General features: G+C 47.4%; 18 protein-coding genes. 16 read left to right on the plus strand and 2 right to left on the minus strand.

Annotated elements, in window-relative coordinates:
* Entirely contained in the window at positions 1-486 is a 486-nt protein-coding gene (rnhA, locus tag HMPREF3190_RS04960) for a ribonuclease HI (RefSeq protein ID WP_449674541.1), read from the plus strand.
* A gap of 127 nt (positions 487-613) precedes the next feature.
* Here the strand turns inward: rnhA and yihA are convergent, their stop codons facing one another.
* A complete protein-coding gene (gene yihA, locus HMPREF3190_RS04965) occupies positions 614-1,195 on the minus strand; it encodes a ribosome biogenesis GTP-binding protein YihA/YsxC (protein WP_066780962.1) in 582 nt (193 codons plus the stop codon).
* Positions 1,196-1,586: 391 nt separating this feature from the next.
* Between yihA and HMPREF3190_RS04970 the strand changes: the two genes are divergently transcribed.
* From HMPREF3190_RS04970 to rsmI, 11 genes are all read left to right on the plus strand, one after another.
* Positions 1,587-1,889, plus strand: coding sequence for a DUF6110 family protein (locus HMPREF3190_RS04970; RefSeq protein ID WP_449676255.1), 303 nt, complete (start codon positions 1,587-1,589; stop codon positions 1,887-1,889).
* Positions 1,890-2,069: 180 nt separating this feature from the next.
* Positions 2,070-4,187, plus strand: a complete 2,118-nt coding sequence (locus tag HMPREF3190_RS04975; protein WP_066780964.1) for a heavy metal translocating P-type ATPase — start codon at positions 2,070-2,072, stop codon at positions 4,185-4,187.
* A 440-nt stretch (positions 4,188-4,627) separates the two neighbouring features.
* Positions 4,628-5,422, plus strand: a complete 795-nt coding sequence (gene rpsB, locus HMPREF3190_RS04985) for a 30S ribosomal protein S2 (protein WP_066780968.1) — start codon at positions 4,628-4,630, stop codon at positions 5,420-5,422.
* A 33-nt stretch (positions 5,423-5,455) separates the two neighbouring features.
* Positions 5,456-6,316, plus strand: a complete 861-nt coding sequence (tsf, locus tag HMPREF3190_RS04990; RefSeq protein WP_066780970.1) for a translation elongation factor Ts — start codon at positions 5,456-5,458, stop codon at positions 6,314-6,316.
* Positions 6,317-6,467: 151 nt separating this feature from the next.
* On the plus strand, positions 6,468-7,745 hold the full coding sequence (gene murA, locus HMPREF3190_RS04995; protein WP_066780972.1) for a UDP-N-acetylglucosamine 1-carboxyvinyltransferase: 1,278 nt from the start codon (positions 6,468-6,470) through the stop codon (positions 7,743-7,745).
* A gap of 18 nt (positions 7,746-7,763) precedes the next feature.
* Positions 7,764-9,263 (plus strand): LCP family protein, encoded by a 1,500-nt coding sequence (locus tag HMPREF3190_RS05000; protein ID WP_066780974.1) that lies wholly within the window; start codon positions 7,764-7,766, stop codon positions 9,261-9,263.
* A 416-nt stretch (positions 9,264-9,679) separates the two neighbouring features.
* Positions 9,680-9,910, plus strand: coding sequence for a NifU family protein (locus HMPREF3190_RS05005; RefSeq protein ID WP_066780976.1), 231 nt, complete (start codon positions 9,680-9,682; stop codon positions 9,908-9,910).
* Positions 9,911-10,368: 458 nt separating this feature from the next.
* On the plus strand, positions 10,369-11,022 hold the full coding sequence (locus HMPREF3190_RS05010) for a TetR/AcrR family transcriptional regulator (RefSeq protein ID WP_449674525.1): 654 nt from the start codon (positions 10,369-10,371) through the stop codon (positions 11,020-11,022).
* Between the two features lie 27 nt (positions 11,023-11,049).
* Positions 11,050-15,921 carry a 2-hydroxyacyl-CoA dehydratase gene (locus tag HMPREF3190_RS05015; protein WP_066780978.1) on the plus strand — a complete coding sequence of 1,624 codons (4,872 nt, stop codon included), beginning with the start codon at positions 11,050-11,052 and terminating at the stop codon, positions 15,919-15,921.
* A gap of 103 nt (positions 15,922-16,024) precedes the next feature.
* On the plus strand, positions 16,025-16,372 hold the full coding sequence (locus tag HMPREF3190_RS05020; protein ID WP_066780980.1) for a hypothetical protein: 348 nt from the start codon (positions 16,025-16,027) through the stop codon (positions 16,370-16,372).
* Positions 16,335-17,267 (plus strand): 16S rRNA (cytidine(1402)-2'-O)-methyltransferase, encoded by a 933-nt coding sequence (gene rsmI / locus HMPREF3190_RS05025; RefSeq protein WP_449676259.1) that lies wholly within the window; start codon positions 16,335-16,337, stop codon positions 17,265-17,267. Before HMPREF3190_RS05020 ends, rsmI begins: the two co-directional genes overlap by 38 nt.
* 79 nt (positions 17,268-17,346) lie before the next feature.
* Here rsmI and HMPREF3190_RS05030 read toward each other — a convergent pair whose 3' ends face one another.
* Entirely contained in the window at positions 17,347-18,603 is a 1,257-nt protein-coding gene (locus HMPREF3190_RS05030) for a coiled-coil domain-containing protein (protein ID WP_066780984.1), read from the minus strand.
* A 284-nt stretch (positions 18,604-18,887) separates the two neighbouring features.
* On the opposite strand from HMPREF3190_RS05030, the gene metG reads away from it, so the two are divergent.
* From metG to HMPREF3190_RS05050, 4 genes are all read left to right on the plus strand, one after another.
* Positions 18,888-20,558 carry a methionine--tRNA ligase gene (metG, locus tag HMPREF3190_RS05035; protein ID WP_066780986.1) on the plus strand — a complete coding sequence of 557 codons (1,671 nt, stop codon included), beginning with the start codon at positions 18,888-18,890 and terminating at the stop codon, positions 20,556-20,558.
* A 47-nt stretch (positions 20,559-20,605) separates the two neighbouring features.
* Positions 20,606-21,790, plus strand: a complete 1,185-nt coding sequence (locus tag HMPREF3190_RS05040; RefSeq protein WP_449676261.1) for a TatD family hydrolase — start codon at positions 20,606-20,608, stop codon at positions 21,788-21,790.
* Positions 21,787-22,965 carry an NAD(P)H-dependent oxidoreductase gene (locus HMPREF3190_RS05045; RefSeq protein ID WP_066780990.1) on the plus strand — a complete coding sequence of 393 codons (1,179 nt, stop codon included), beginning with the start codon at positions 21,787-21,789 and terminating at the stop codon, positions 22,963-22,965. The genes HMPREF3190_RS05040 and HMPREF3190_RS05045 overlap by 4 nt, the downstream gene beginning before the upstream one ends.
* A 148-nt stretch (positions 22,966-23,113) precedes the next feature.
* Positions 23,114-23,565, plus strand: a 452-nt coding sequence (locus HMPREF3190_RS05050) for an rRNA adenine N-6-methyltransferase family protein (RefSeq protein ID WP_449676264.1), incomplete at its 3' end; no start/stop codon positions are given.

Consider the following 23,565-nt stretch of genomic DNA (forward strand, 5'->3'; position numbering starts at 1 on the left):
GTGTTGCAAGTGTGCATATATGCTGATGGCGCTTCACGTGGTAATCCTGGCCCAGGCGGATATGGCACCATTGTTCGTATACGCGATCAGCATATGCACATAACAGAACAGGTGTTTTCTCAAGGATTTTCATGCACAACAAATAATCGCATGGAATTGTTGGGTGTTATTGTAGGTCTTGAGAGTCTTCAGCAGCCATATAAGCTTATGATACTGAGCGACTCATCGTATGTTGTAAATGCATTTCAGCAGCATTGGGTAGAGTCGTGGCTTGCACATAATTGGAAAACAGCTGGTAAAAAACCTGTGAAGAATGCTGATTTGTGGAAGCGCTTACTGCAAGCTTTGGATGGCCATACTGCCGAATTTCGCTGGGTAAAAGGCCATAACGGTCATGAATTTAACGAGCGATGCGATGAACTTGCAACGCGCGCGGCCGATGATACACTGCATCATATTCAAGATGAAGGATTTGGTGCGCTCTAGCGGTTGCGTATCGATGTAAGTTTATCGAGAGCGTATTGGTAGCTTTGTTGAGAATGCCAAGAATGCAAAGAATGCCAATCATGCAAAGAATGCAAAAAGCACATGCTTTTTTATAGGGGGATACGTATTATCGTATGCAGGTTTCAAGCACGTGTTTAAGCGCGTCGATACCAGCACCTGTTGCCGCTGATGTTGGTAGAATGTGCTGCTCATCGGCTATATCAAGCTGTTCGCGTAAGCTCTGAATGCGACGCGCTGCAGCTGCGCGTGAAAGTTTATCAGCTTTGGTAAGTACTAAGCAAAAAGGAATGTGTGCATCGCACAAAAAGCGTATCATGTGTTCGTCAAGAGGGCTTATATCGTGGCGAATATCGCTTAACACGCACACAAGCGCAAAATTGCGCTCTTGATTAAAATATCCTTCGATAAGCTCGCTCCAGCGCAGCTTTTCCTGTTTCGACACGCGCGCATATCCATACCCTGGTAAATCTACAAAGCGAATGCCATCGCAACGAAAAAAGTTAATGGTAGCTGTTTTTCCGGGCGTACTTGATACTTTCGCAAGATTTTTACGATTGAATAATTTATTCAGGAGTGACGATTTTCCAACATTCGATCTGCCAGCAAAGGAAATTTCAGCGCACTGTGATGGGGGAAGCTGTGATGATACGCCAAATGCTTTTTCAAATTCTACGTGGTTAAAATTCACAATTTCCCCTTGTATTGATTCTTACTTGAACAGGCATTATTGGCCGTGTTTGTGCGACTCTTGATATCCTGTTACAAACGACATGACTAAGCATATCATACCTATAACAGCCCATGTTTTGTGTTTCATAGAAGCTCCTCTCTTCATATAATCAACCTTACTGTTACTATACACTACTTTTGTACAAAACAAGCGGCGTCAACATTTTGTAACTAGTTTACTGGGGGTTATAAAATAGTCGTTGAACTGGGAAAAAGTTGCCCCTATCTTACGCTTCAAGTTACCCTAGACTTTGCAAAATGTAACGGTTATGCTTGTTTACACACCATCGTAGGCATGCGGGAAAGGGATGCTTACGATGCAACAAAAAACAAAGAGGAAAGGACTCATTATGAAGGATTGTACAAAACACACACTTTTAGTAGGTGCAGGTATTCTGGCAGGTGTTGTAGGCGCGAAAGTACTTACATCTCCTTGCGCAAAATCGGCTTATGTACGCGCTATTGCAGGCGGTATGAAAGTTCGTAGCTCTTATGAAACAATGGTTGAGCAGGCAAAAGTTGAGTATGACGACCTTGTAGCAAAAGCAAGTTACCTCAACGCAGAAGGTGCACACACTGATTCTTGCGGATGCGGTTGTGAAAGTACTCAGCACAAGCAAGACGATGCTGCTTCAAAAGACGCCAGCAAATAAGTGCCCGCAGTAAGTGCATCACATTTCCACATTAGTAACTATCCATTATCGTAAGAGTGAGAACGAGTGAAATATTCAGTTATAACATCTCTCCCCGGGTATGTACGCATTGCTCTTGCAGGGCGCGTGCCACTTGACGATGTCAGCGTGTTATGCGCCCTTGTTAAGGAATGCAGCTGTGTGACACAGTGCGACATTTATCCTCATGCAGGCATTATGGTGCTGCGCTATACGCCAAGCGATACGGCACACCCTCTGCTTGCTGGGGAAGTGGCTGCTGACAGCGCCCGTCATCATGCCAGCGCCATCGTTGCCCGCGCCGATGCGAGCCGCGCGTTTTGCAGACACCTTGTGAAGAAGGCCAACGCTGTATGCGAACTACCTGCATCATTGCGCGCAACGCTTGATGCTATTACGCCTGAAAGTATTCAGCATATGCGTGCGAAGCATCCATATCATACAACCATTCAAACAACGCAGCTGGTAGCAGAGCTTAGTTGGCTTACGCTTATGTATTGGCTTCGTCGTTTGTTCTTGCCAAAGCCACTTGCGCTGATTAGTGCGCTGTGGACGTATCGTCAGTTTTTCTTTGAAGGTGTAAAAAGTCTGTTGCACCTGCGTATGGACGTACCATTACTTGATGCCTGTGCTATTGGCGTGTCGTTCTTGCAAGGCAAACCGCGCTGTGCATCTGAAACTATGTTTCTTTTGCAAACAGGTGAAACGCTGGAAGATTACACACGCAACCGTTCCGAAGGCGCGCTGATTGACGCGCTCCTTGACGTTCCACAAACGGCGCTGCGCGTGATTGAGGACACTGAGCAGGAAGTTTCTCTGTCTGAGTTGCATGTTGGCGATGTGATAGCCATTCGTATTGGTATGGCTATTCCCGTGGACGCAGAAGTGGTCAGCGGATGCGCCATGGTAAATCAGGCGTCGTTTACGGGCGAACCACTTGCCATTAAACGTGTGGCAGGCGATCGTGTTTTCGCAGGTACAACGGTCGAAGATGGAGAAATTCTTGCCAAACTGGTTTCAGAGCCTGAAAAAACGCGCTTGCGCAGTGTGGTTGACTTGGTGAAAAATTCTGAAGCACATAAGTCGAAGCAGCAATCGCGTTTTGAGGAATTTGCATCACAGATGGTTCCATGGAACTTTGCGCTTGCTGGAGGTGTTGGTGCGGTAACGCGCAATGTGTCGAAAGCTTCCGCTGCACTGATGGTTGATTATTCGTGTGGTATGCGTTTAACGTCGTCAATTGCCGTGTTAAGTGCTATGCGCGCCTGTGCGTCCATGGGCTTTACGGTGCGCGGATCGCGCTATTTCGATGCGCTTGCTCATGCCGATACCATCGTGTTCGATAAAACGGGTACCATCACGGAAGCTTCGCCAACGGTTACGCGCGTACTTGCGTTTGGCTCGTGGAACGAAACAGAAGTATTGCGTTTTGCAGCGTGTCTTGAGGAACATTTCCCGCATCCTGTTGCGCGTGCTGTGGTTAACGCCGCAGCTGAAAAGCACTTGAACCATCGCGAGCGTCATGCCGATGTTGAGTACATCGTGGCGCACGGCATTGTGTCATCGCTTGATGGCAAGCGTGTTGTTATTGGTTCTGAGCATTTCGTAGTAGAAGATGAAGGCGTGGAAATTTCAGAAACGCAGCGTGTGCGCATAGATGAACAAACGAAAGGCTCCTCGCCATTGTTTTTGGCAGTTGACGGAAAATTGGTTGGTGTATTGGGTATTACCGATCCGCTGAAGCCGGGCGTGAAAGCCGCGCTTGATAAGCTGCGCAGCATAGGCGTGAAGCGCATTATTATGCTGACCGGCGATAATCATCGTGCAGCTGCGCATATTGCAAGCCAGGCAGGTGTTACCGAGTGGCGTGCGAATTTGTTGCCACAAGACAAGCACAGTTTCGTACAAAGCTTAAAAGAGCAAGGCGCACGTGTAGTGATGGTCGGCGATGGCGTAAACGATGCTCCAGCGCTTGCCTGCGCCGATTGCGGTGTTGCGATGGGCTCGGGAAGTGCTGTTGCGCGTGAAGCGGCTGATATTACGCTTACGAATGGCAATATCGATGCGCTGTGCAATATCATTTTGCTCTCGCGTGAATTGATGAAGCGCATGAACACTTCATTTGCTCAGGTTATGGGTTTGAATACGCTGTTTATGGCACTGGGTATTTTAGGAATAGTTACACCGCAAACGTCCTCATTACTGCATAATTCAACTACCATTGGATTGTCGATTTTGTCGGGGCGTCGCTACAAAACACAAAAACGCGTGACGCACTAGCATGCGGACACTAGCACGCGAATACTGATGCTCGGGCAACTGATGCTCGGGCAACTGATGAACAGTATAAAAGAGGTACGGTATGCAGAAATGCGCCGTACCTCTTTTTGTGCGATTGAGCCCGCTTCCTATGATTTACCTGCATTGGCACGTCCGCGCTCCCGCACACCACCTCTTGCACGTCGCTGCCCGCTCCGTTGTCTGTTCACACACGTGCCTCGCACGTTTGATCCTATTCCCCATAGTTCAACTGCACATCTGCATCTATATGGAAAACTCGCGTAAACAGAAAAACGTGAAGTTTTTTATATCATTTTGCGGTAAAATTCAAAGGCTGTTTTTTATTACACATGCTGGTGTTACTTCACGTTGCCCGTGGCTTGAAAAAGTTGCAGCGTGAGGGTTTGACCATCAGCAGAGGACTAACGAATGGAGTAACAATGGAAAAAATCAGTATTCAAACTCTGCTTGAAGCAGGAGCGCACTTCGGCCATCAGGCGCGTCGCTGGAATCCAAAAATGAAACCTTATATCTTTGGTAAGCGTGGCGACATCTATATTTTCGACCTTAAACAAACATTAGTAGGTCTCGATAACGTGTACACGTTTGTTTCACAGCTTGCTAAAAAGGGTGGTACGGTACTGTTTGTAGGCACGAAGAAACAAGCTCAAGAAGCTGTTGCTGACGCTGCAAACCGCTGCGGTATGCCGTATGTAAATTCTCGCTGGTTAGGCGGCATGCTTACGAATTTTGTTACGATTCGTTCACGTGTAAAGCGTATGGAAGAGCTTGAAGCTATGGATGCTGATGGCCGTATGGCTGTTCTTCCTAAAAAAGAGCAAATTTTACTGCATAAAGAACTTGCAAAATTGCAAACAAACTTAAATGGTATTCGTTCAATGACACGTATGCCTGACGCTGTGTTTGTTATCGATACTAACCGTGAAACATTGGCTGTTCATGAGGCTCGTCGTTTAGGTTTAAGCGTTGTTGGAACGCTTGATACTAACTGCGATCCTGATGACGTCGATTACGGCATTCCTGCAAATGACGATGCTATTCGTGCGGTTTCGCTGTTCACGAATTTTGTTGCTGAGGCAGTTATTGCTGGTACAGGCACTCAAGTAACCGCTGAAGAAATGCAAGCTGCAACTCAGGAAGTTGACGCTGCTCCAGCGCCTGCCGCTCCTGTTGCTGCTGAAAACACTGCTGAACAGGTAACTCCTGAGGCATAAGCGCTCTATAAGGTTTTAATGAAAGGATATAAGATGGCTGCTATTACTGCTGCTATGGTAAAAGAACTTCGCGAGATGACAGGCGCTGGCATGATGGAATGCAAGAAAGCCTTAAGCGAAGTTGACGGCAATATGGAAGCTGCGGTAGATGTATTGCGTACACGTGGTTTGGCTGCAGCTGCTAAAAAGGCTGGTCGTGCTACCGATGAGGGAACTATTTGTGCGCTTGTTGCCGATGACGGCAAAAGCGGTGTTGTACTTGAACTTAACTGTGAAACCGACTTTGTTGGTATGAACGAAAAGTTCAAGGCGTATGCTTCTCGCATTGCTGCTATCGCGCTTGCTCACAACTGCTCCGACGTTGAACAGCTGAAAGGTTTAAGCGATGGCACCGACATGGTAAACGACATTATCACCGACGCTGTTCACGTGTTGGGCGAGAATGTTAATTTGTCGCGTGTACAGGTACTTTCGGGCGCTGCATGCACATCCTACATTCACATGGGTGGCAAAATTGGCGTATTGACCCTGTTCGACGTAGAAGGCATCGATCCTACGAATGCCGATTTCGTAGCCTATGGTCGCAATGTATGCATGCAGGTAGCTGCCGTAAACCCTGTGTCTGCGAATCGTGAATCGGTGGATAGCGCAACGGTTGAACACGAGCGCTCTATTTATGTTGCTCAAGCTGCTGAGTCGGGTAAACCAGAAGCTATTCAGCATAAAATTGCTGAAGGCCGCCTTGAGAAGTTCTTTAAAGAGAATTGCTTAAGCGAGCAAGATTACGTGAAGAATCCCGATCAAACGATTTCCGAGTACACGCAGGAAGTTGCTAAACAGCTGGGCGGAAAAATTGCCATTAACAGCTTTGTTCGTTTCTCATTAGGCGAATAACTCCTTTTTGCTGTAACGTTTCGAGAGAGGCTGGTTTGCATGATGCAAGCCAGCCTTTTCTTTTTCTATATTCCTACAAGGCGTATGCTGCTGTGCGTGGCGTGTTCGTTTGCTGGTATACTAGCAAGTATCACAAAAGATAGGTGTTACTATGTCAAGCAATGAAGTTATTGTTGTTACAGGAAATAATACGCTTACAGGCAGTGTTCAGGTATCAGGTGCAAAGAATTCTGCGCTCAAACTGATTGCTGCGTCTATTTTAGGAAACGGTAAAAGCGTCATCCGCAATGTTCCTGATATTTCAGATATTTCGGTAATGGTGCAGGTACTGGTTGCTTTAGGAGCGCAAGTTACACGCAACGATCACTATTTAACTATCGACACGCACGCGGTTGATAAGTACGATACGCCCTACGAACTCGTAAGTAAGATGCGTGCCAGCATTTCTATTTTGGGTCCACTGATAGCGCGTTTTGGGCGTGCGCACGTTGCCATGCCGGGTGGTTGTCAAATTGGTGCACGCAAAATTGATATGCACTTGAAAGGCCTTGAAGCGCTTGGTGTGCATTTTAACGTTGAACATGGTTTTTTGAAAGCGACAACACCTGATGGTTTGCATGGTGCTGAAATCTTTCTTGATTTCCCCAGCGTTGGTGCAACTGAAAATCTGCTGATGGCTGCTGTGTGTGCCGATGGCACAACGCGTATTGAAAATGCAGCACGCGAGCCTGAAATTGAAGATCTTGCTGCGATGCTGCAAAGTATGGGTGCACGCGTAAGCGGTGCAGGCACATCAACGATTGAAGTAGAAGGTGTACCCTTTGCTCATTTGCATCCGTGTGAGCACACAACCTGTGGCGATCGTATTGAAGCAGGAACGTTTTTGGCAGGTGGAGCGCTTACTGGAGGTCCTGTTACGGTGCATGGCGTTAATCCGAACTTTTTGCGCATGGCGTTGATGAAGCTTGAAGCTATGGGCTGCACCATTGAAACTACACCCGATTCAATTACTGTTTCTCGTACAACACCACTTCAAGCACTTGATATTCAAACATTGCCGCATCCAGGTTTTCCAACCGACTTGCAAGCTCAATTTATGTTGTTATGTGCGTGTGCGCAAGGTTCGTCGGTCATTACTGAAAATGTGTTTGAGAACAGATTTATGTTTGGATCTGAATTGCGACGAATGGGCGCGCACATCACTATTGAAGATCATCATGCGCTTGTTGAGGGTAATTGTACGTTGCAAGGTGCGCCAGTTACGTCCACCGATTTGCGTGCAGGTGCAGCTTTGGTGCTTGCGGGTATTGTTGCAGAAGGTCAAACGGTTGTGCACAAAATCGAACACATCGACCGCGGCTACGAGCATTTTACAGAGAAGTTGAACAGCTTGGGCGCGTGCGTGAAACGCGTTAAGATGTGCGACTAGTGAGGGGTGAGATGTGCTGTGTTTCAAAAAAAATTTAATTTGCGTTTAGGAAAGCGAGCTACTAAAGCAGAATCTGAAACGCTTGGTTCACGTAATCCTTTATCGCATGGAACACATGCAGCGCCATCTTCTCATTCTTATTTTCGGAGACATTTCTCAAAACGAAAGCAACAGAGTACAAGCGATACTTGTGATATTGGAAATTTGGTTAGTTTCGATGCGCGTTCACGTGCTGAACAGCGTGCTTCATTGCGTGTTAAAAAACATGCAACACGGCGTGTGCGCAGCAGTCACGCTCGATCGTTCGTTGTGGCATTTTTGCTGATTATTGTTATTATTGGAGCAGGCATTGGTGCAGGTTATGGGTTTTATACTATTTCTGTACGATCAAACGAAGCTATTCAAAGTGGCGCTATAAAACAAGCACTTACGCCACAAAAAAATAAGCATGTTGCAACCGTGCTGCTTAATGTAACGCTTCCGCAAGAAACATATACCGGCTTGCCGTCTCATACATCGATGCTTGCGCTGGCGCGTTTTGATACTAACCAGCAGACATTTCGCATTCTCAGTTTGCCGTATTTTGCGTACTTGAAAGGTCGTCAAGATAATTCGCTTGCTCGTGCTGCTGAGCGAGGTGATGATGCGCTTATTCGAGCAGTTACCATTATGACTGGCGTTCCTGTTAATCATTATATTTCTGTATCAGGCAATCAGTTTGCTGCTCTTGTTGATAACTTGGGCGGTCTATCTGCTACGTTACCAAAAGATATTGACGATCCTTTTGCTGGGTGGCGTTTTCTTCATGCGGGGGAACAAACGCTCGATGGCTACGATGCATTGGTGTGGGCGCGTGCAACAAATTTTCCAAAAGCGTTGTATACACAAGCAGAAAATCAGGCATTGTTGGTAAAATCGCTTTTTGCACGTTTGTGTGATCAAACAAATGGTCATACGATTGGTCAGTCGGTTGATACGCTTCAAAAATATATTCGTTCGGATATGTCAAGTAATGCCATCCGTACTATGCTTGACGCCGTTGCTGGTGTTGATATGTCAACATGGGAAGTTTCAGCATTGCCAGGGGAAACCGTAGGAGAGTTACGTACGAGTGCTCCTCAAAGCGCGTTTGTGGTATCCGAGAAAAATACCACTCAGATGGTCAATAGCTTTTTGGATGATGCTCGCGCTGAGAAAACTCCTGAAACGCACAATACTGTTGATGTATCAAGCTTTTCACTCGAAGTGCAAAACGGTACGTCAAAAGCAGGACTAGCAAAAGAAGTAGGCGATTATTTAACATCGTGCGGGTGCGTAGTGGTATCGGTTGGGAATGCGCAACAGCCTATTTTTAAGGAAACATTGGTGGTTTATCAGCCACAATATGAGGATGCGGCAAAGGCTGTCGTGTCATTATTAGGCTTTGGGCGGAGTGTTAAAAACGTAGGATATTATACGATGCATAGTTCGGTGCTTGTTATTCTTGGAAGCGATAATCAAAAGCTACCTCAAAAGTAGGTAATGTTTATGGTGCCACCTTGTTGAGTGGCGTTGCGACCTGTGAAGTGTTGAGTTGCAGAGCGTTGCGTCCTGTGGAGCGTTACACTGAGTTAAGTGGTGTTGCAGAGCGTTGCGTCCTGTGGAGCGTTATGCTGAGTTACTATTTCTTATTATGTACCTGAGACCTATTACGATTTTGTATATTTCTATAGAGCATGTGTTGCTTATAAACACTGATGTACTGAGTATGTAATAAGTGTCTAAATGGTTGCACTTTACAGGAGTGCCTTACGTGTTCTGTATGCTGTGGTACAATTTTTCCGATTTCAAGAACGCGCTGGTAATGTTTGTAACGAAGCACCGTTTGCAGGCTTTCGTGCGCTTTCTAAGACGAGTGAGAAGTGCCTGTACAGTGCACTGCCGAGAGGAATAGTATGATAGACAAAAATGAAGTGCAAACAGTGCTCGATTTAATTCGCCCCAGCCTTATTGCAGATGGTGGCGATGCTACCTTGGTTGATATTTCAGAAGATGGCGTTGTAACAGTACAGCTTACGGGTGCATGTAATGGTTGCCCGCTTTCTGCAATGACGCTTGCGCATGGTATCGAGCGTATTTTGAAAGAACGCGTAGAGGGTGTAACGCGCGTTGTTGCTGCTGAATAAGCATTTATTGTTGTGTGTGCGGCATGTTGTCTGGCGTGTCGCATATAACAGCACTCGTTTAACAGTGCTCATCTCGTACTCATAAGGCGACTTTCGCTTCCTTATAGAATATCGCTGGCTCAGAATACTTATTTCGTTTCTTGTTTCGTCGATCTTGTTTGCTAAAGATAATCAACACAATGTTTAATATTTTTTAATCTAGGTATTCTTTTTATATAAAAGAGCGTTAGAATATAGGTACATAAGCATGCAAACTATTGTTTTGTATACGGCCTATCAGTACATTCTTGCCACTAGGTAACACGATTAAACACCATTTTGTAGTGCATATATTAAGCAAGCTTATGTGATGGTATATACATCCTCAACAAAGCAAGGAGTGTGCTCGTCCTATGCAACACAGCAACAACAACTCCTTTTCAGAAACCAACACTATGTACAGTAACGCGTTGCAGCGTGTGAGTAAGAACCATTCAGCTTATAGTGTTGAGGCTGTAACGGAAAGTGATATTATTCCTCTCGATAAGCGTATCGCTAAGTCGCGTGAAGCATTGCGCTGTGCGTTTATTAGTCTTATGGAAGAACATGGGCTTGACGCTATCACCATTCATGATTTGTGTACGACAGCTGGCATTAACCGCACGACGTTTTACAATCACTTTAAAGATAAAGATCAGCTGCTTTCTTATTTTGAGCAGGATGTTTTGAAGCGTCTTGAGGCTTTTCAGCCGCGTATTGCAAGTTTGAGTGTAGCTGAGTTGTTTGCATGTTCACTTACAAAACGTCCTCCCCATGCACTTATCGACTTGTTTGCCTTGCTTGGAAGTGAGGGTGATTTGCTGCATGCGCTGTTAGGGGATGGGGGCGATCCTGCGTTTTCACGTGCCCTTAATGAAGTGGTGTGCGTCAATATTGTGCGCTCTGTTCTGCATAAAAAATATCGTGAACATCCGAGCGTTTTTGTAGAGTATTACATTTCGTTTTACGCAACAGCGTACCTTGGCGTTATTACGCGCTGGATCTTAACAGGCAGGCATGAAAGCGCAGAAGAAATGGCGCGTATTTGTATGAGACTTTTATTTATTCGACCGGGCGAGTCGATACGCTTATAAGCATTTAAATTCAGACGAGATGAAACTATGTACTACCTTGGAATTGACATAGGCTCCACAACGGTAAAACTTGCCGTGCTTGATGAGCGCTATCAGCTGTTGTATTCAACCTATGAGCGTCATCATAGTGATGTGCGGGCAACATTAACGCAGGTTATCGAAACGGCAGCGGCGCATTTTCCTGGCAAAACTATGACTATAGCTATTACGGGTTCTGGTGGTTTGTTATTGGCAAACTGGCTTCATGTTAGTTTTGTCCAGGAAGTAATTGCTTCAAAAGAGGCAGTTGAAGCGTTTATTCCGCAAACTGATGCGTGTATTGAACTGGGCGGAGAAGATGCAAAGATAATTTTTTTCGACCAAAGCATAGAGCAACGCATGAACGGGCAATGCGCTGGTGGAACGGGTGCTTTCATCGATCAAATGGCAACGTTGCTTGATACGGATGCTACTGGCTTAAATGAGCTGGCAAAATCATGTAAAACACTGTATCCCATTGCGTCGCGCTGTGGTGTTTTTGCAAAAACCGATGTACAGCCTCTTCTTAATGAAGGCGCACGTAAAGAAGATATTGCAGCGTCTATTTTTCAAGCGGTTGTAACGCAAACCATCGCCGGACTTGCATGTGGCCGACCAATTAGAGGCTATGTTGCATTTTTGGGCGGGCCGCTTCAATATTTATCTGAACTGCGGAAACGCTTTATTGTGACGCTTCAACTTGATGATGAACATACGATTGTGCCAAACAACGCGCATTTGTTTGTGGCACAGGGCTGCGCTGTAGCTGGTTATATGTGTGATGAACCGCACTTAGAGACGCTTGATAGTTTGCTTGTACGCTTGAAAACATTAGGTGAACAACAGGGAAGTGAAGTACAGCGTTTGCCTGCTTTGTTTGAAGCACCTGATGACTATGCACGTTTTAAACGTCGACACGATGCACAGTGTGTTCCTCGGGGTGATATTGCTCACGCGAAAGGTGCGCTGTTTTTAGGCCTTGATGCAGGTTCAACTACATTTAAAGCAGCACTTATTGATAGCGATGGTCGGGTGTTGTGGTCGTTTTACAAAAGCAACAAAGGCGAGGTAATCGGTTCGGCAAAAGAAGCGTTGCGCCAGTTGTATGCCGCAATTCCGCAGGGCGCGTTTATCGGACACGCAACAGTAACAGGCTATGGTGAAGCTTTGTTGCTGCAAGCGTTGCGCGTCGATTCGGGCGAAATTGAAACGGTTGCGCATTTGCGTGGCGCGCAAGAGCTGTTGCCGCAGGTAGATTTCATTTTGGATATCGGTGGGCAAGACATGAAGTGCCTGCGTATTCGCAACGGCGCGATTGACTCAATTATGTTGAATGAAGCCTGTTCATCGGGCTGTGGAAGCTTTATTGAAAGTTTTGCTGCAGGTTTAGGCATCCCAATAGCTAATTTTGCGCAAACAGCTATTGAAGCGCGTCAGCCTGTCGATTTAGGTTCGCGTTGTACGGTGTTTATGAATTCACGCGTCAAGCAAGCACAAAAAGAGGGAGCAACAGTAGGTGATATTGCGGCAGGTTTAGCGCTTGCCGTTATTAAAAATGCGCTGTTTAAAGTTATAAAAATTCGCGACGCTCATGACGTGGGTACGTGTGGCATTGTGCAGGGTGGAACCTTTTTAAATGATGCTGTATTGCGCGCGTTTGAACAATTAGCGCAGGTAGACGCGTTTCGTCCCGATATGGCAGGCAATATGGGGGCTTATGGAGCAGCGCTTTTGGCGCGCGATCGGTATCGTAAGCAGTGCGAACGTGTTTCCGCGGGTGCGGGTGCGGATGCATCGGGAACGGCTGCATCTGGTGCGCAATCAGCACCGCAACCAGCACTGCACCCCGCGCCACGAGCATCACAACCAACTGCAACGCAGCCTACATCTGTGCCAGTTTCCGTTTTTTCACCTGCGCAAACGCATGCAACAGGCACGGCAGCTTCTGCTTCCAGTGCCATCCGTTCAACCATTGTGAGCGCCGAGGAAATCGACAGTATTAATCCAACACATAAAACAACACGCTGTGGATTATGTTCCAATAATTGTCTTCTTACGATTAACTCATTTGGGCGCGATCCGCTTACTGGCAAAACACGCCGCTTTATAACGGGTAATCGGTGTGAGCGTGGAGCTGGGCATTCAGGCAAAAATCAGCGCAGCATTCCCAATGTGTTTGCGTATAAAAATAAGCGCCTATTTTCCTACAAACCGCTTGATGCCGACGATGCGCCTCGCGGTACCGTTGGCATTCCGCGCGCGCTAAACATGTACGAAAACTACCCATTTTGGTTCACGTTTTTTACGTCGTTGAAGTTTCGTGTGGAGCTTTCCGATAATTCTTCCAAAGAGTTATTTTCATCAGGAATTGAATCGATGCCGTCAGAATCAGTGTGTTATCCTGCGAAAATGGCGCATGGTCATGTAATGAATTTGCTTGCACGCCATCCCGATTTTATTTGGATGCCGTGCTCGAAGTGGGAACGTCAAGAGGATGCTGGCGCTGGCAATCACTATAATTGCCCCATTGTTGCCAGCTATTCTGAAGCGTTGCGCTTGAATATCGACCAGCTTAACGACACTGATACGGCGTTTTTGAACCCGTGGATTCCCTACGACAAAAAAGACTACCTGAAAGAACGCTTGTTTATTGAGCTGTGCCAGAATAATTCCCAGGTGGTAGGTCGTCACGCTGCATTGCCGACGCGTGCGGAGATAGATGCTGCTGTTGAGCGTGCCTGGGACGAAGACGAAGCGTTTAAGCGCGACATTCGCATGAAAGGCCAAGAAACGCTTATGTGGATGCAGCAAACGGGAACACATGGCATTGTATTAGCAGGTCGTCCGTATCATAACGATCCTGAGATTAACCATAGCATTCCCGAACTGCTTACATCATTTGGCTTAGCGGTGCTGACGGAAGATTCGGTGGCTCATCTGGGCGTTTTGGAGCGCCCGATTCGCCTTGTTGACCAGTGGATGTATCACACGCGCCTGTATGCGGCAGCAAAAGTGGTAACGCAGCGCAACGACCTTGATCTTATCCAGCTGAATAGTTTTGGGTGCGGGCTTGATGCGCTTACCTGCGACCAAGTGCAAGAAATTTTGGAAGCTGCGGGGAAAGTGTACACGGTACTCAAAATCGACGAAGTGTCGAATTTAGGTGCAGCACGTATTCGCGTGCGCTCGCTTTTGGCTGCTTTGCGCGATAAACAGGAACGTGAGCAGGAAAAACATCCTGGCACACCGGAGGAGCACGAACAACAACACACTCTGCCAAGCGAAGCACGTTTGCAGATTGTCGATTCGTTCATTCTTGTGCCTCCCAATGACATTGATGCGCACGTTTCCGCGCCAGCCGCAACCTCCGCGCACGCTGTTTCTGCACGTGTAAACGCTTCATCAGCTGCACAAAACAAGGCTTCGCGCGGCGCTGCGCCAGCCGCTGCTCCAACACCAGCCGCATCAGTCGCGTTAGACGCCCCGACACCATCCGCTCCCAACGCCGCATCGGTGCCATCTTCCGAGGTGTCATGCTGTAAAGCACCTGTTCACGCATATGAAAAAGCCGATTTATACGTACAAGATTTCTTCACGCAGCGCACATCGTCCTCAACAGCTTTCAAGCGCGTTCAATTTACGCAGCGTATGCGCGAGGAAGGTTGGACTATTCTTGCACCGCAGATGGCACCTATCCATTTTGAAATTCTTGCGGAAGCGTTCCACCGTTTTGGTTATAACGTTGAGCTTTTGCCGAGCGTCGATCCGAAAGCAACAGAAATTGGATTAAAATACGTGAACAACGACATTTGTTATCCGTCAATTTTAGTAACAGGCCAGATTATGGAAGCTGTTTTGTCGGGTCGCTATGACACCAATAAGCTTGCCGTGGTAATTTCTCAAACAGGAGGCGGATGTCGTGCCACGAACTACATCTCGCTTATTCGTAAAGCGCTTAAAGCTGCAGGTTTGTCGCACATTCCTGTTATTTCGCTATCAACAGCTAAATTGGGAGAGAATAACCCCGGATTTAAACTGAGTAGCGCTATGTTGATGCAGGCAGTGTATGCGTTTTTGTATGGCGATGTGCTTATGCAATGCCTGTATCGCACGCGCCCGTACGAAGCTCAAAAAGGTGCTGCATACCAGCTATTTCGTCGATATATGGAACTGTGTAAATCGCAGATGCGTACCGGTTTGCGCTATATGCGTTTTGTACAAACGTGTCGTTGTATCGTGCGCGATTTCGATGCTTTACCCCTCATAAATGACCAGTCAAAACCGCGCGTTGGCGTAGTAGGAGAAATTCTTGTAAAGTTCCATCCAACAGCGAATAACAATGTTGTGGAAGTTATTGAAGCGCAAGGCTGCGAAGCGCGTGTGCCAGGAATTGTGGAGTTTTTCCTGTTTGGGATTGCAGGTGCTATTTTTCAACGCAAGCCGCTCGGTCGTTCACGAAAAGGTGAAATTGGATCTCGTATTGCGCTGGCAGTATTACAAGCATTGCGGGCTCCTGTCAATAGAGCGCTGCGCACATCGAAACGCTTCGAGCCACCAGCCGATATTTATACGATGGGATCATATGCCTCTGACATTCTTAGTTTGTGCAATTCAATGGGAGAGGGCTGGCTTTTAACTGCTGAAATGGTAGAACTCATTAAAACTGGTACGCCAAATATCATTTGCGCTCAGCCGTTTGCATGCCTACCGAATCATGTGGTTGGTAAGGCGGTTATAAAACAGTTGCGTACGCTGTATCCGTTAAGTAATATTGTTGCCATCGACTACGATCCTGGTTCTTCGGAAGTAAACCAGCTTAATCGTATAAAATTGATGATTTCGGTAGCAAAATCGAATGCGCGCAAAAAATCACACCACTAAGCTTGCTTTGTGGCTCTGTGATTGATGATACAATACGTTTCGTTCACGTGGTTCAATGGTGTGGAACGCTGAACGGAAGGGAACGAAAACCGAAAGGAAAGGTATGCACTCCTTTGAACTTTTACCTCGTAGCGGCGATATTATGCTTGCGCTGGGAATTGCAGTTGTCCTGATCGCATTTATTGCGCTGCTGGTAATTTCGCGTATTCGAAAGCGTTCAGCCAATCGCCTTAACACCAAGTTAAGCCGCGAAGAATTATTAAACGCTGCACATTATAAATCGCAGGCTTCATATCATGCCAGTTCAGCTGCAAGAAAAGCATCTGGAATTGCCGATTGTGTATCGTGTGACGAATCGTCCTTATTGGGTGACGAATTGGGATTAAACGCACGCCAGCCAGCTTCTCGCAAAGGTGACTCCAACCATCGAGGACGCCATGCACGCCCCTAACAGCGCAGGTCAGAACAGCGCAGGTCGGCAGGAAGATCATGGGCGGCTTGTTATATGTCCAACACCTATTGGAAACTTGCGTGATATAACGCTTCGTACGCTTGATGCTCTTGCGAACTGCGATTATGTATGTGCTGAAGACACACGTGTTACTGCTAAGTTACTGAACGCATATAATATCTCAAAGCCTCTTATTCGTATGGACGAAAATACTATCAAGCGTAAGGCGTCACGTGTTATTGCTGATATACAAGCTGGTAAACAGGTATGTTATTGTTCGGATGCGGGTATGCCAGGCGTTTCTGACCCTGGTATTGCGCTGCTTGCGCTTGCGTATGAACAGCATGTTTCAGTATGTGTGCTACCTGGAGCAAGCGCTTCAATTACAGCATTTGTTGCAAGTGCATCATCGTTTTCAAACTTCTATTTTGTAGGCTTTCCTCCACGTAAAAAAAGTGCCTTTCGAGAATTTCTCAATTCGTTGGCGAATTTACCTGCGGCTATTATCTTTTATGAAAGTCCGCACCGTTTGATTGCTACATTAGAACTGCTGGCTGAGGTATTTCCGCAGCGTCAGCTGTGTGTTTTACGGGAGCTTACCAAAGTGCATGAAGAAGTGTATCGCGATTCAAGCTCGCACGTTCTTGAGCATTTTTCTTTGCAGCATGAACAGGGTGGTATTCGCGGCGAGCTTGTGATTGTTCTTGACGGTGCACGACACGAGGTATCACAAGAAGAAGTAAAACGTTCACGTGACGATGCGCGTACCTATTTAGAACAATTAGCTCATGAGGGAATGTCAATGCGAGATGCATGTAAAATGGCAGTTCAACAGTGCAATATGTCGAAAAATACCATCTATGATATAGCGCTTGGCGTGTACGGTAAAGCATAGACGTGTACGCTCACCGTGAAATTTCCTCAATACAATCAATGTGCTCAACACGCTTAATCCGGTGAGGGCGATTGATGTGCTAAATCCGATTGATTTGTCGCGCTACTTTGTTATACCAATCTTCCCAGGTAGGAGGGCAATATTTTTTTGCTGCACGCAAAGTAAGCGTGTATCCATAGCCACGCGCTAAGCCAGCAACGTGTGCATTGATTGCTTCATCCCATGATGACCAGCTGCTATTACCCCAACCCCAGGCGTTATGTGGTCGGAAACAGTAGCGTCCTTGTGTGCTTTCAACCATCGATATTGCAGGTGAAAAGCGTGGATCAATACCATGACGCCATGCTGCACGGGCAAAGGTTTCTCCGTGTCCGCCTAATGGCGATGAACCTAGAAATGCATTTATGCGCGCTGCCCACTGCTGAACGAACGCTTCTTCATCGCTGTTCCAATTTGCATGATCGGCTTCAACGTTACCAGTAATGGCTGGTCGCGAAGCAGATGCTGAGGGCGCATTCTGCGTTGCTTGTTCTGTTTGCGCCGATCCGTTTGATGCTGCTTCGTTTTGATTGCTCGTATGATTAGAAGAGATGTTAGGTGTTCCTGGCAGTGCTTGTACGGTGTTTGCAACATCTTGCACAGCGGCATTCTGTGTCGCTTGAGCAAGCTCTTGAGCCTGGCGTTCAAGCTCTGCCTGAGCGCGCCGCTGGGCTTCTTTACGTGCATTTTGTGCATCACGCAGCGCACTTTGAGCTTGCTGTGCTCCAAGTGTTGCTTCTTTTTCATGGGCATTAAGCTCCATGCGCGCATTAGCAACACGTTCTCTCATTGTTTTAAGGGCGTTAAGCTCGGTAAAATTTTTCTTAGTAAGCTTCATCACGTAGGTGAATTGAAAAATAAATTGCGAGAAATTTTTGGAATCGAGCAACATAGAAAGAATAGATGAGCTATCGCTTTGAATTTTATACAACGAATGAGCGGCACGTAATCCACGCTGTTCTTGTGTGGGAAGCGCTTCATTAATGCGCTGAATTTCTTGCTCGTTTTGGCGAATTTCCTGCTTAATACCAGCAAGTTTTTCTTTTGCAGCTTCATAGTTTTGCGAACTTGCTTCTATTTTCTTTTGCAGTTCGTCAAGTGTTGGGTCGGCAGTATCATTGTCGGCATACGCAGAGGTGATAGTTGGCGTGGGGTATATACCGTAAACGAAGCTTGCACATGATAAGCTGAGCGCTAAGATGCTTGTTATACTTACGCGCACACACCATGTTGGTAACGATATTCGATAGTTGCGTTCAATCTGTTTACGAAATATTCCCATAAATGAGTGTTTCATACACCTCTTTTCAACCCCTCGTATAGTTCGTTTCAATCGTTTTATTATATCGAGAAACGCTGCAAGCTCCAAAACGGCACGCTTCTGTGTGCCTTGCTCTACAAAACACCAGTTCAGAAAATTACTAATGTGTAGATTTTGTTTATACTTCATACTCAAAACCCTCAATTACTCTATTAAATACAAGAAAATTGGACATGCATCCATGTGGAAATGATTGGTACGTGTATACTTGATGCTATATACATAAACTAACTAAAAGCGGCATATCAAAGGATTTTCAAATGTCACACGATTCATTTTCTCTCACAACGCCTATTTACTATGTAAATGCAGCTCCTCATTTGGGAACAGCGTATACAACGGTTGCGGCAGACGTTATTACGCGCTACGAGCGTATGAAAGGTCGGGCTGTGTCGTTTGTGACAGGTCTTGATGAACACGGCCAAAAAGTGGCAAGTACCGCTGAAAGCAAGCATATGACGCCTCAAGCGTGGTGCGATTCCATGGTTCCTGCATTCAAAGACGCCTGGGAGATGCTCGATATACGCTATACCGATTTTGTACGTACCACCGAGCCGCGTCACACGAAAACGGTGCAGCAGTTTTGGAACGACCTGTTTGAAAAGGGTTTTCTGTATAAAAGTTGCTACGAGGGCTGGTATTGCGTGCATGAGGAAACCTACTACACGCAAAGTGACATCGAATTTGACGAAAATGACGTTGAAGTGTGTCCCGAGTGCCACCGTCCGTTGCAACATTCGGCAGGCGAAGAGAACTGGTTTTTCAAGCTGTCCGAGTTTCAGGATAAGTTGCTTGCATTTTACGATGAACATCCCGATTTCATTCGTCCTATTACCAGGAGAAATGAAGTGGTGTCGTTCGTGAAAAGCGGCTTGCGTGATTTGTCTATTTCGCGTTCAACATTTAGCTGGGGTGTCCCGCTTACCTTCGATGAAGGGCACGTTGCTTATGTATGGGCAGACGCGCTGTTGTCGTATTTTACGGGAAACGGTTTTGCAGACAGCAGTCGACCAGGTGATTTTGAGCGTTTTTGGCCGCCTGCGTACCATATTGTGGGCAAGGACATTTTGCGTTTTCATTGCGTGATTTGGCCTGCCATGCTGATGGCGGCAGGGTATCCTATTGCACATTGCGTGTTTGGCCACGGCTTTTTGCTTACCAAGGGCGAAAAAATGTCGAAGTCGCGCGGGAACGCTATGCAACCAGCCGATTTAGTGCGCGTGTTCGGTTCGGATGCGTATCGCTATTATTTTATGAGTGACATTCAATTTGGTCATGACGGTTCAATTTCGCTTGAGCGCATGACGCAAGTTTACAATGCCGACTTGGCAAATACGTGGGGAAACTTATGCAGCCGCGTGTTTAATATGACACAAAAATATTTTGATGGGCAGGTGCCGTGCATTGACGGTAGTGGTGACGGTGATGGTGCTGGCGGTGTTTCCGAACATGCTGCGGCAGAAAGTGCTGATGCAGCGTTTGTTCCTACACCCGCACAAGACGCGTTGTTGCATGACAATCCGCTTCGCGATTTAGCTGATAAGCTGCTCGAAAAATACGATCCCGCCATGGAAGCGCTTGACTACATGGGCGCCGCATTAGCTGTGCAAGAGCTTGCCTCACGTGTGAATTTGTACGTTGAGCAGTCGGCTCCGTGGACGCTTGCGAAACATTCCAGCACGCAGCCTCATTTGAAGCAGGTAATCTATAACTCGCTTGAAGCAATTCGCCTGATTGCGTTGTATTTAAGCCCCTTCATGCCGCGCACGTCGGCTGAGGTGTATCGCCGCTTGGAGCTTGACATCAACGAAGTGCGCAATTTCGCACATGAGAGTCAGTGGGGTATGCTTTCATCAGGCAATAAGGTAGAAGTTGGGGAAGCGCTGTTCCCTCGCTTGGATATTTCGTCGCTGAATTTGGACGATGAATAATGGACGCACACAAGGACGCCCACCTGCAAGCGTGTAATGGCATACGTGTGGGTGAAGATTGTGCCACGCTCAATGTTGCATCCAACACTGCAACGTGTGCCGCACCCGACGCCGCGACTTGCGCTACACCCACGCCCGCACCCGACGCTGCGACTTGCGCTACACCCATGCCCGCACCCGACGCCGCGCAAGACGAGGAGCAGTGGGTGGCAAGCAGCGATTTTTTCTTCTATAAAAAGAAGAAAAAAGGCAAGTTTGCGCAGGTAGAGTATCCACGGCTTCCGATGAGTGTTGTCGATACGCACACACATTTTCATATGCTGCCCGATCCGGCGTTTGAGCTGGCGCGTTGCGCGTTTCATCACGTTGATTTTTTGGGAATGATTACCGATCCGTCTGAAACTGGAACCTCAAAAGCTGATGCGCTTGATACGTGGTTGCAGCGCTGCAGCTCGGAATTTTTAGTGCATGTGGATGGAGCATATCAGGCTCCTGAAGTGGGGATAATTGCGGGCATTCATCCGCATAACGCGCGCTTGTTTACGCCTGCGGTGCGCGAGCAACTGTGCCAGCTGCTTGTCCGTGTGCGCTGTCGTGCGGTTGGCGAAGTGGGGCTTGATTACTATTACGATTTATCGCCGCGCGATGTGCAGCAGCAGGTGTTTCGCGAGCATATCCGCTTGGCGCATCACTTCAAGTTGCCCATCATGTTGCATTTGCGTGATGCTGAGCTTGCTGCAGATGACAGCGAACATGCTGTTGCTGGCGAAAGTACCGCGAATACGTCGAATGATAGCGAACGTGCTGCGAACAGTTTGTCACCAGCCATAACTGCCAACGCGCACGCCGATGCGCTCCGTATTCTGCGTGAAGAGGGTTTTCCCGAAGCGGGCACCATCGTTCATTGCTGCACGCTTACTGCTGACGAGCTGCGCCCCTTCGTAGAGGCTGATTGTTATATTGCTTATGGTGGCGCGTTTACGTTCAAAAAGAATGAAGCGGTGCGCCGTGCTATGGAAATTGTTCCTTTGAACAGGCTGTTAACTGAAACCGATTCTCCATATATGGCACCTGAGCCCATGCGTGGAACAACGTGCACGCCCGCTCATGTTATTTTTAACGCGCATGCGCTTGCTGCGTGGCGTGTCGAGGCCTTGGGCGAAAGTGAAATGCAGGTTTATCAGGCATTATGGGATAACGCTCATCGTATTTTGCGAAGGAGACCTTCTTGAACCGTTTGATTATTATGGGCTCGCCGCGCTCGCATGGACGGTGTGCGGCGTTAGCAGAATTGCTGTTTGATACGTATATTGAACAGTATCCGCACGATGCCATTTTTTTGGCTCCTATCTCGGAATTGACGCTCGATTTTTTACATAAGCAGCTTCCGAACGCAAGCGCACCAGTGCCGCTTGCAGAACCAAGCGCGCCTGCACACATGCCGCTTGCTGAAGCAAACGTGTCTGCGCAACCAAGCGTTGCACCAGCGCAAATTCAAGATGTAAGCACACAGCACGTTCCACAGCAGTTCGATTGTGCGCAGCCCGGTGCAACGCAGCCCGCTCAGCTCGCTTCCACGCAGCCCGTGCCCGTTACATCCGATCCTCAACAGCTTGATGCGTATTCGTATCTTTTTGAGTGTTCCGATGACATGAAAGAATTGTATGCGCAGCTTAATTGTGCAGATGAACTGATTATTGTTTCACCTGTTTATTTTTCAGGCGCGCCAGCCGAGTTCAAGGTGTTGCTTGATCGCATGCAGCCCTACTATCTGCGCAATCGTGCGCTTGGCGTTGAAAAAGCAGCGTATAAACCTGCGATTTTGCATATTGTTGGCGAGGGTGGTGATCCTCACGGCTTTAAACCACTTGCTTCTGAAGTAAAAAGTGCCTTTTCGCAGGCTGGTTTCGCTGTATCGCGGGTTTTAAATTGGGTTGGGTGTATAAGCGAAGACGGCTCCATCTTGCACGACCCTTGCGATATTGATGATGTGCTGTTTGATGATGAGCTCACGCACAAACCTCAAAGCGAACACGGTTGCGATTGCAAGAACAAACGCGGTTTTGAGCAAGTGCGCGAATGCGAGTGTACGAATGAACCCGCAGGTGAGTTCGTGGATGAGTGTGCGCTCGCACCAAAACACGCGCCCGCGTCCGCACCTGCGCATACGCGCCCGAAGCTGTCGCTATCAGGTGATACGTCCGTGCATGCATCACAGCACGCTAAGCGGAAAGCAACATCGTTATGTTCAGCTAACAACGCGCGCACATCTTCTGGAACAAAGGGAACAGCTCGTGCAAAAAATGCTCATCGACCTGCGAAAAAGACGCATACTTTAAGCGTATCAAACACGCCTGCCACTTCTCGCACGTCGCGCACATCAAAAAAGGGTAAGAAGCGTGGGTAGTACTGGCAGAAACGTGGATAGTACGAACAGAACTGTGGACGCCACCAGCAGAAACGTAGATCGCACTGGTAGCAGTTCGGATAGCGGGTACGCACCTGCACGTTCTTTTAAGCCCTTACCAGCTTCTGAACAGCGATTATCTTGGCTCTTGCCAAGCGACACGCTTGCGAATGCTTCGCGCACGCGCGCTGTGCTTGACGCGTTTGATTTGCGAGCAAAGTATCGCTTTGGGCAAAATTTTCTTGTTAATCAGGCGATTATCGATAAAATAATTCAGTTGTCGCAGCTTACGGATGACGATTATGTACTGGAAGTTGGTCCTGGCATTGGCACGCTTACGCGCGCATTGCTGCAGCGTGCGAATCAGGTTTGTTCCATTGAGTGTGATGCTCAGCTGCCGCGTGTCTTGCACGAAACGCTTGCGCCGTGGCTTGATCATTGGACGCTTATTCAGGCAGATGCGCTTGATGTGAACACGCTTCCGCACGCGCCTAATGGGCATCATTTGCACTGTTGCGAGTGCGTTTCCGCTACGCACTTCGGAGCATACCCCGAAGCACGTTCCGACACGTTCCCGTTGCACTCCGTCGCGAACACCGA

The sequence above is a fragment of the Umbribacter vaginalis genome, assembly GCA_001552935.1.
GTDB classification, from domain to species: Bacteria; Actinomycetota; Coriobacteriia; order Coriobacteriales; family Eggerthellaceae; genus Berryella; species Berryella vaginalis.

Bases quoted from the DNA above. Each gene is read 5' to 3' on its own strand.
- metG (WP_066780986.1), top strand. From the start codon at position 18,888: ATGTCACACGATTCATTTTCTCTCACAACGCCTATTTACTATGTAAAT.
- murA (WP_066780972.1), top strand. From the start codon at position 6,468: ATGTCAAGCAATGAAGTTATTGTTGTTACAGGAAATAATACGCTTACA.
- tsf (WP_066780970.1), top strand. From the start codon at position 5,456: ATGGCTGCTATTACTGCTGCTATGGTAAAAGAACTTCGCGAGATGACA.
- HMPREF3190_RS05015 (WP_066780978.1), top strand. From the start codon at position 11,050: ATGTACTACCTTGGAATTGACATAGGCTCCACAACGGTAAAACTTGCC.
- HMPREF3190_RS05020 (WP_066780980.1), top strand. From the start codon at position 16,025: ATGCACTCCTTTGAACTTTTACCTCGTAGCGGCGATATTATGCTTGCG.
- HMPREF3190_RS04970 (WP_449676255.1), top strand. From the start codon at position 1,587: ATGAAGGATTGTACAAAACACACACTTTTAGTAGGTGCAGGTATTCTG.
- HMPREF3190_RS05030 (WP_066780984.1), bottom strand. From the start codon at position 18,603: ATGAAACACTCATTTATGGGAATATTTCGTAAACAGATTGAACGCAAC.
- HMPREF3190_RS05005 (WP_066780976.1), top strand. From the start codon at position 9,680: ATGATAGACAAAAATGAAGTGCAAACAGTGCTCGATTTAATTCGCCCC.
- rpsB (WP_066780968.1), top strand. From the start codon at position 4,628: ATGGAAAAAATCAGTATTCAAACTCTGCTTGAAGCAGGAGCGCACTTC.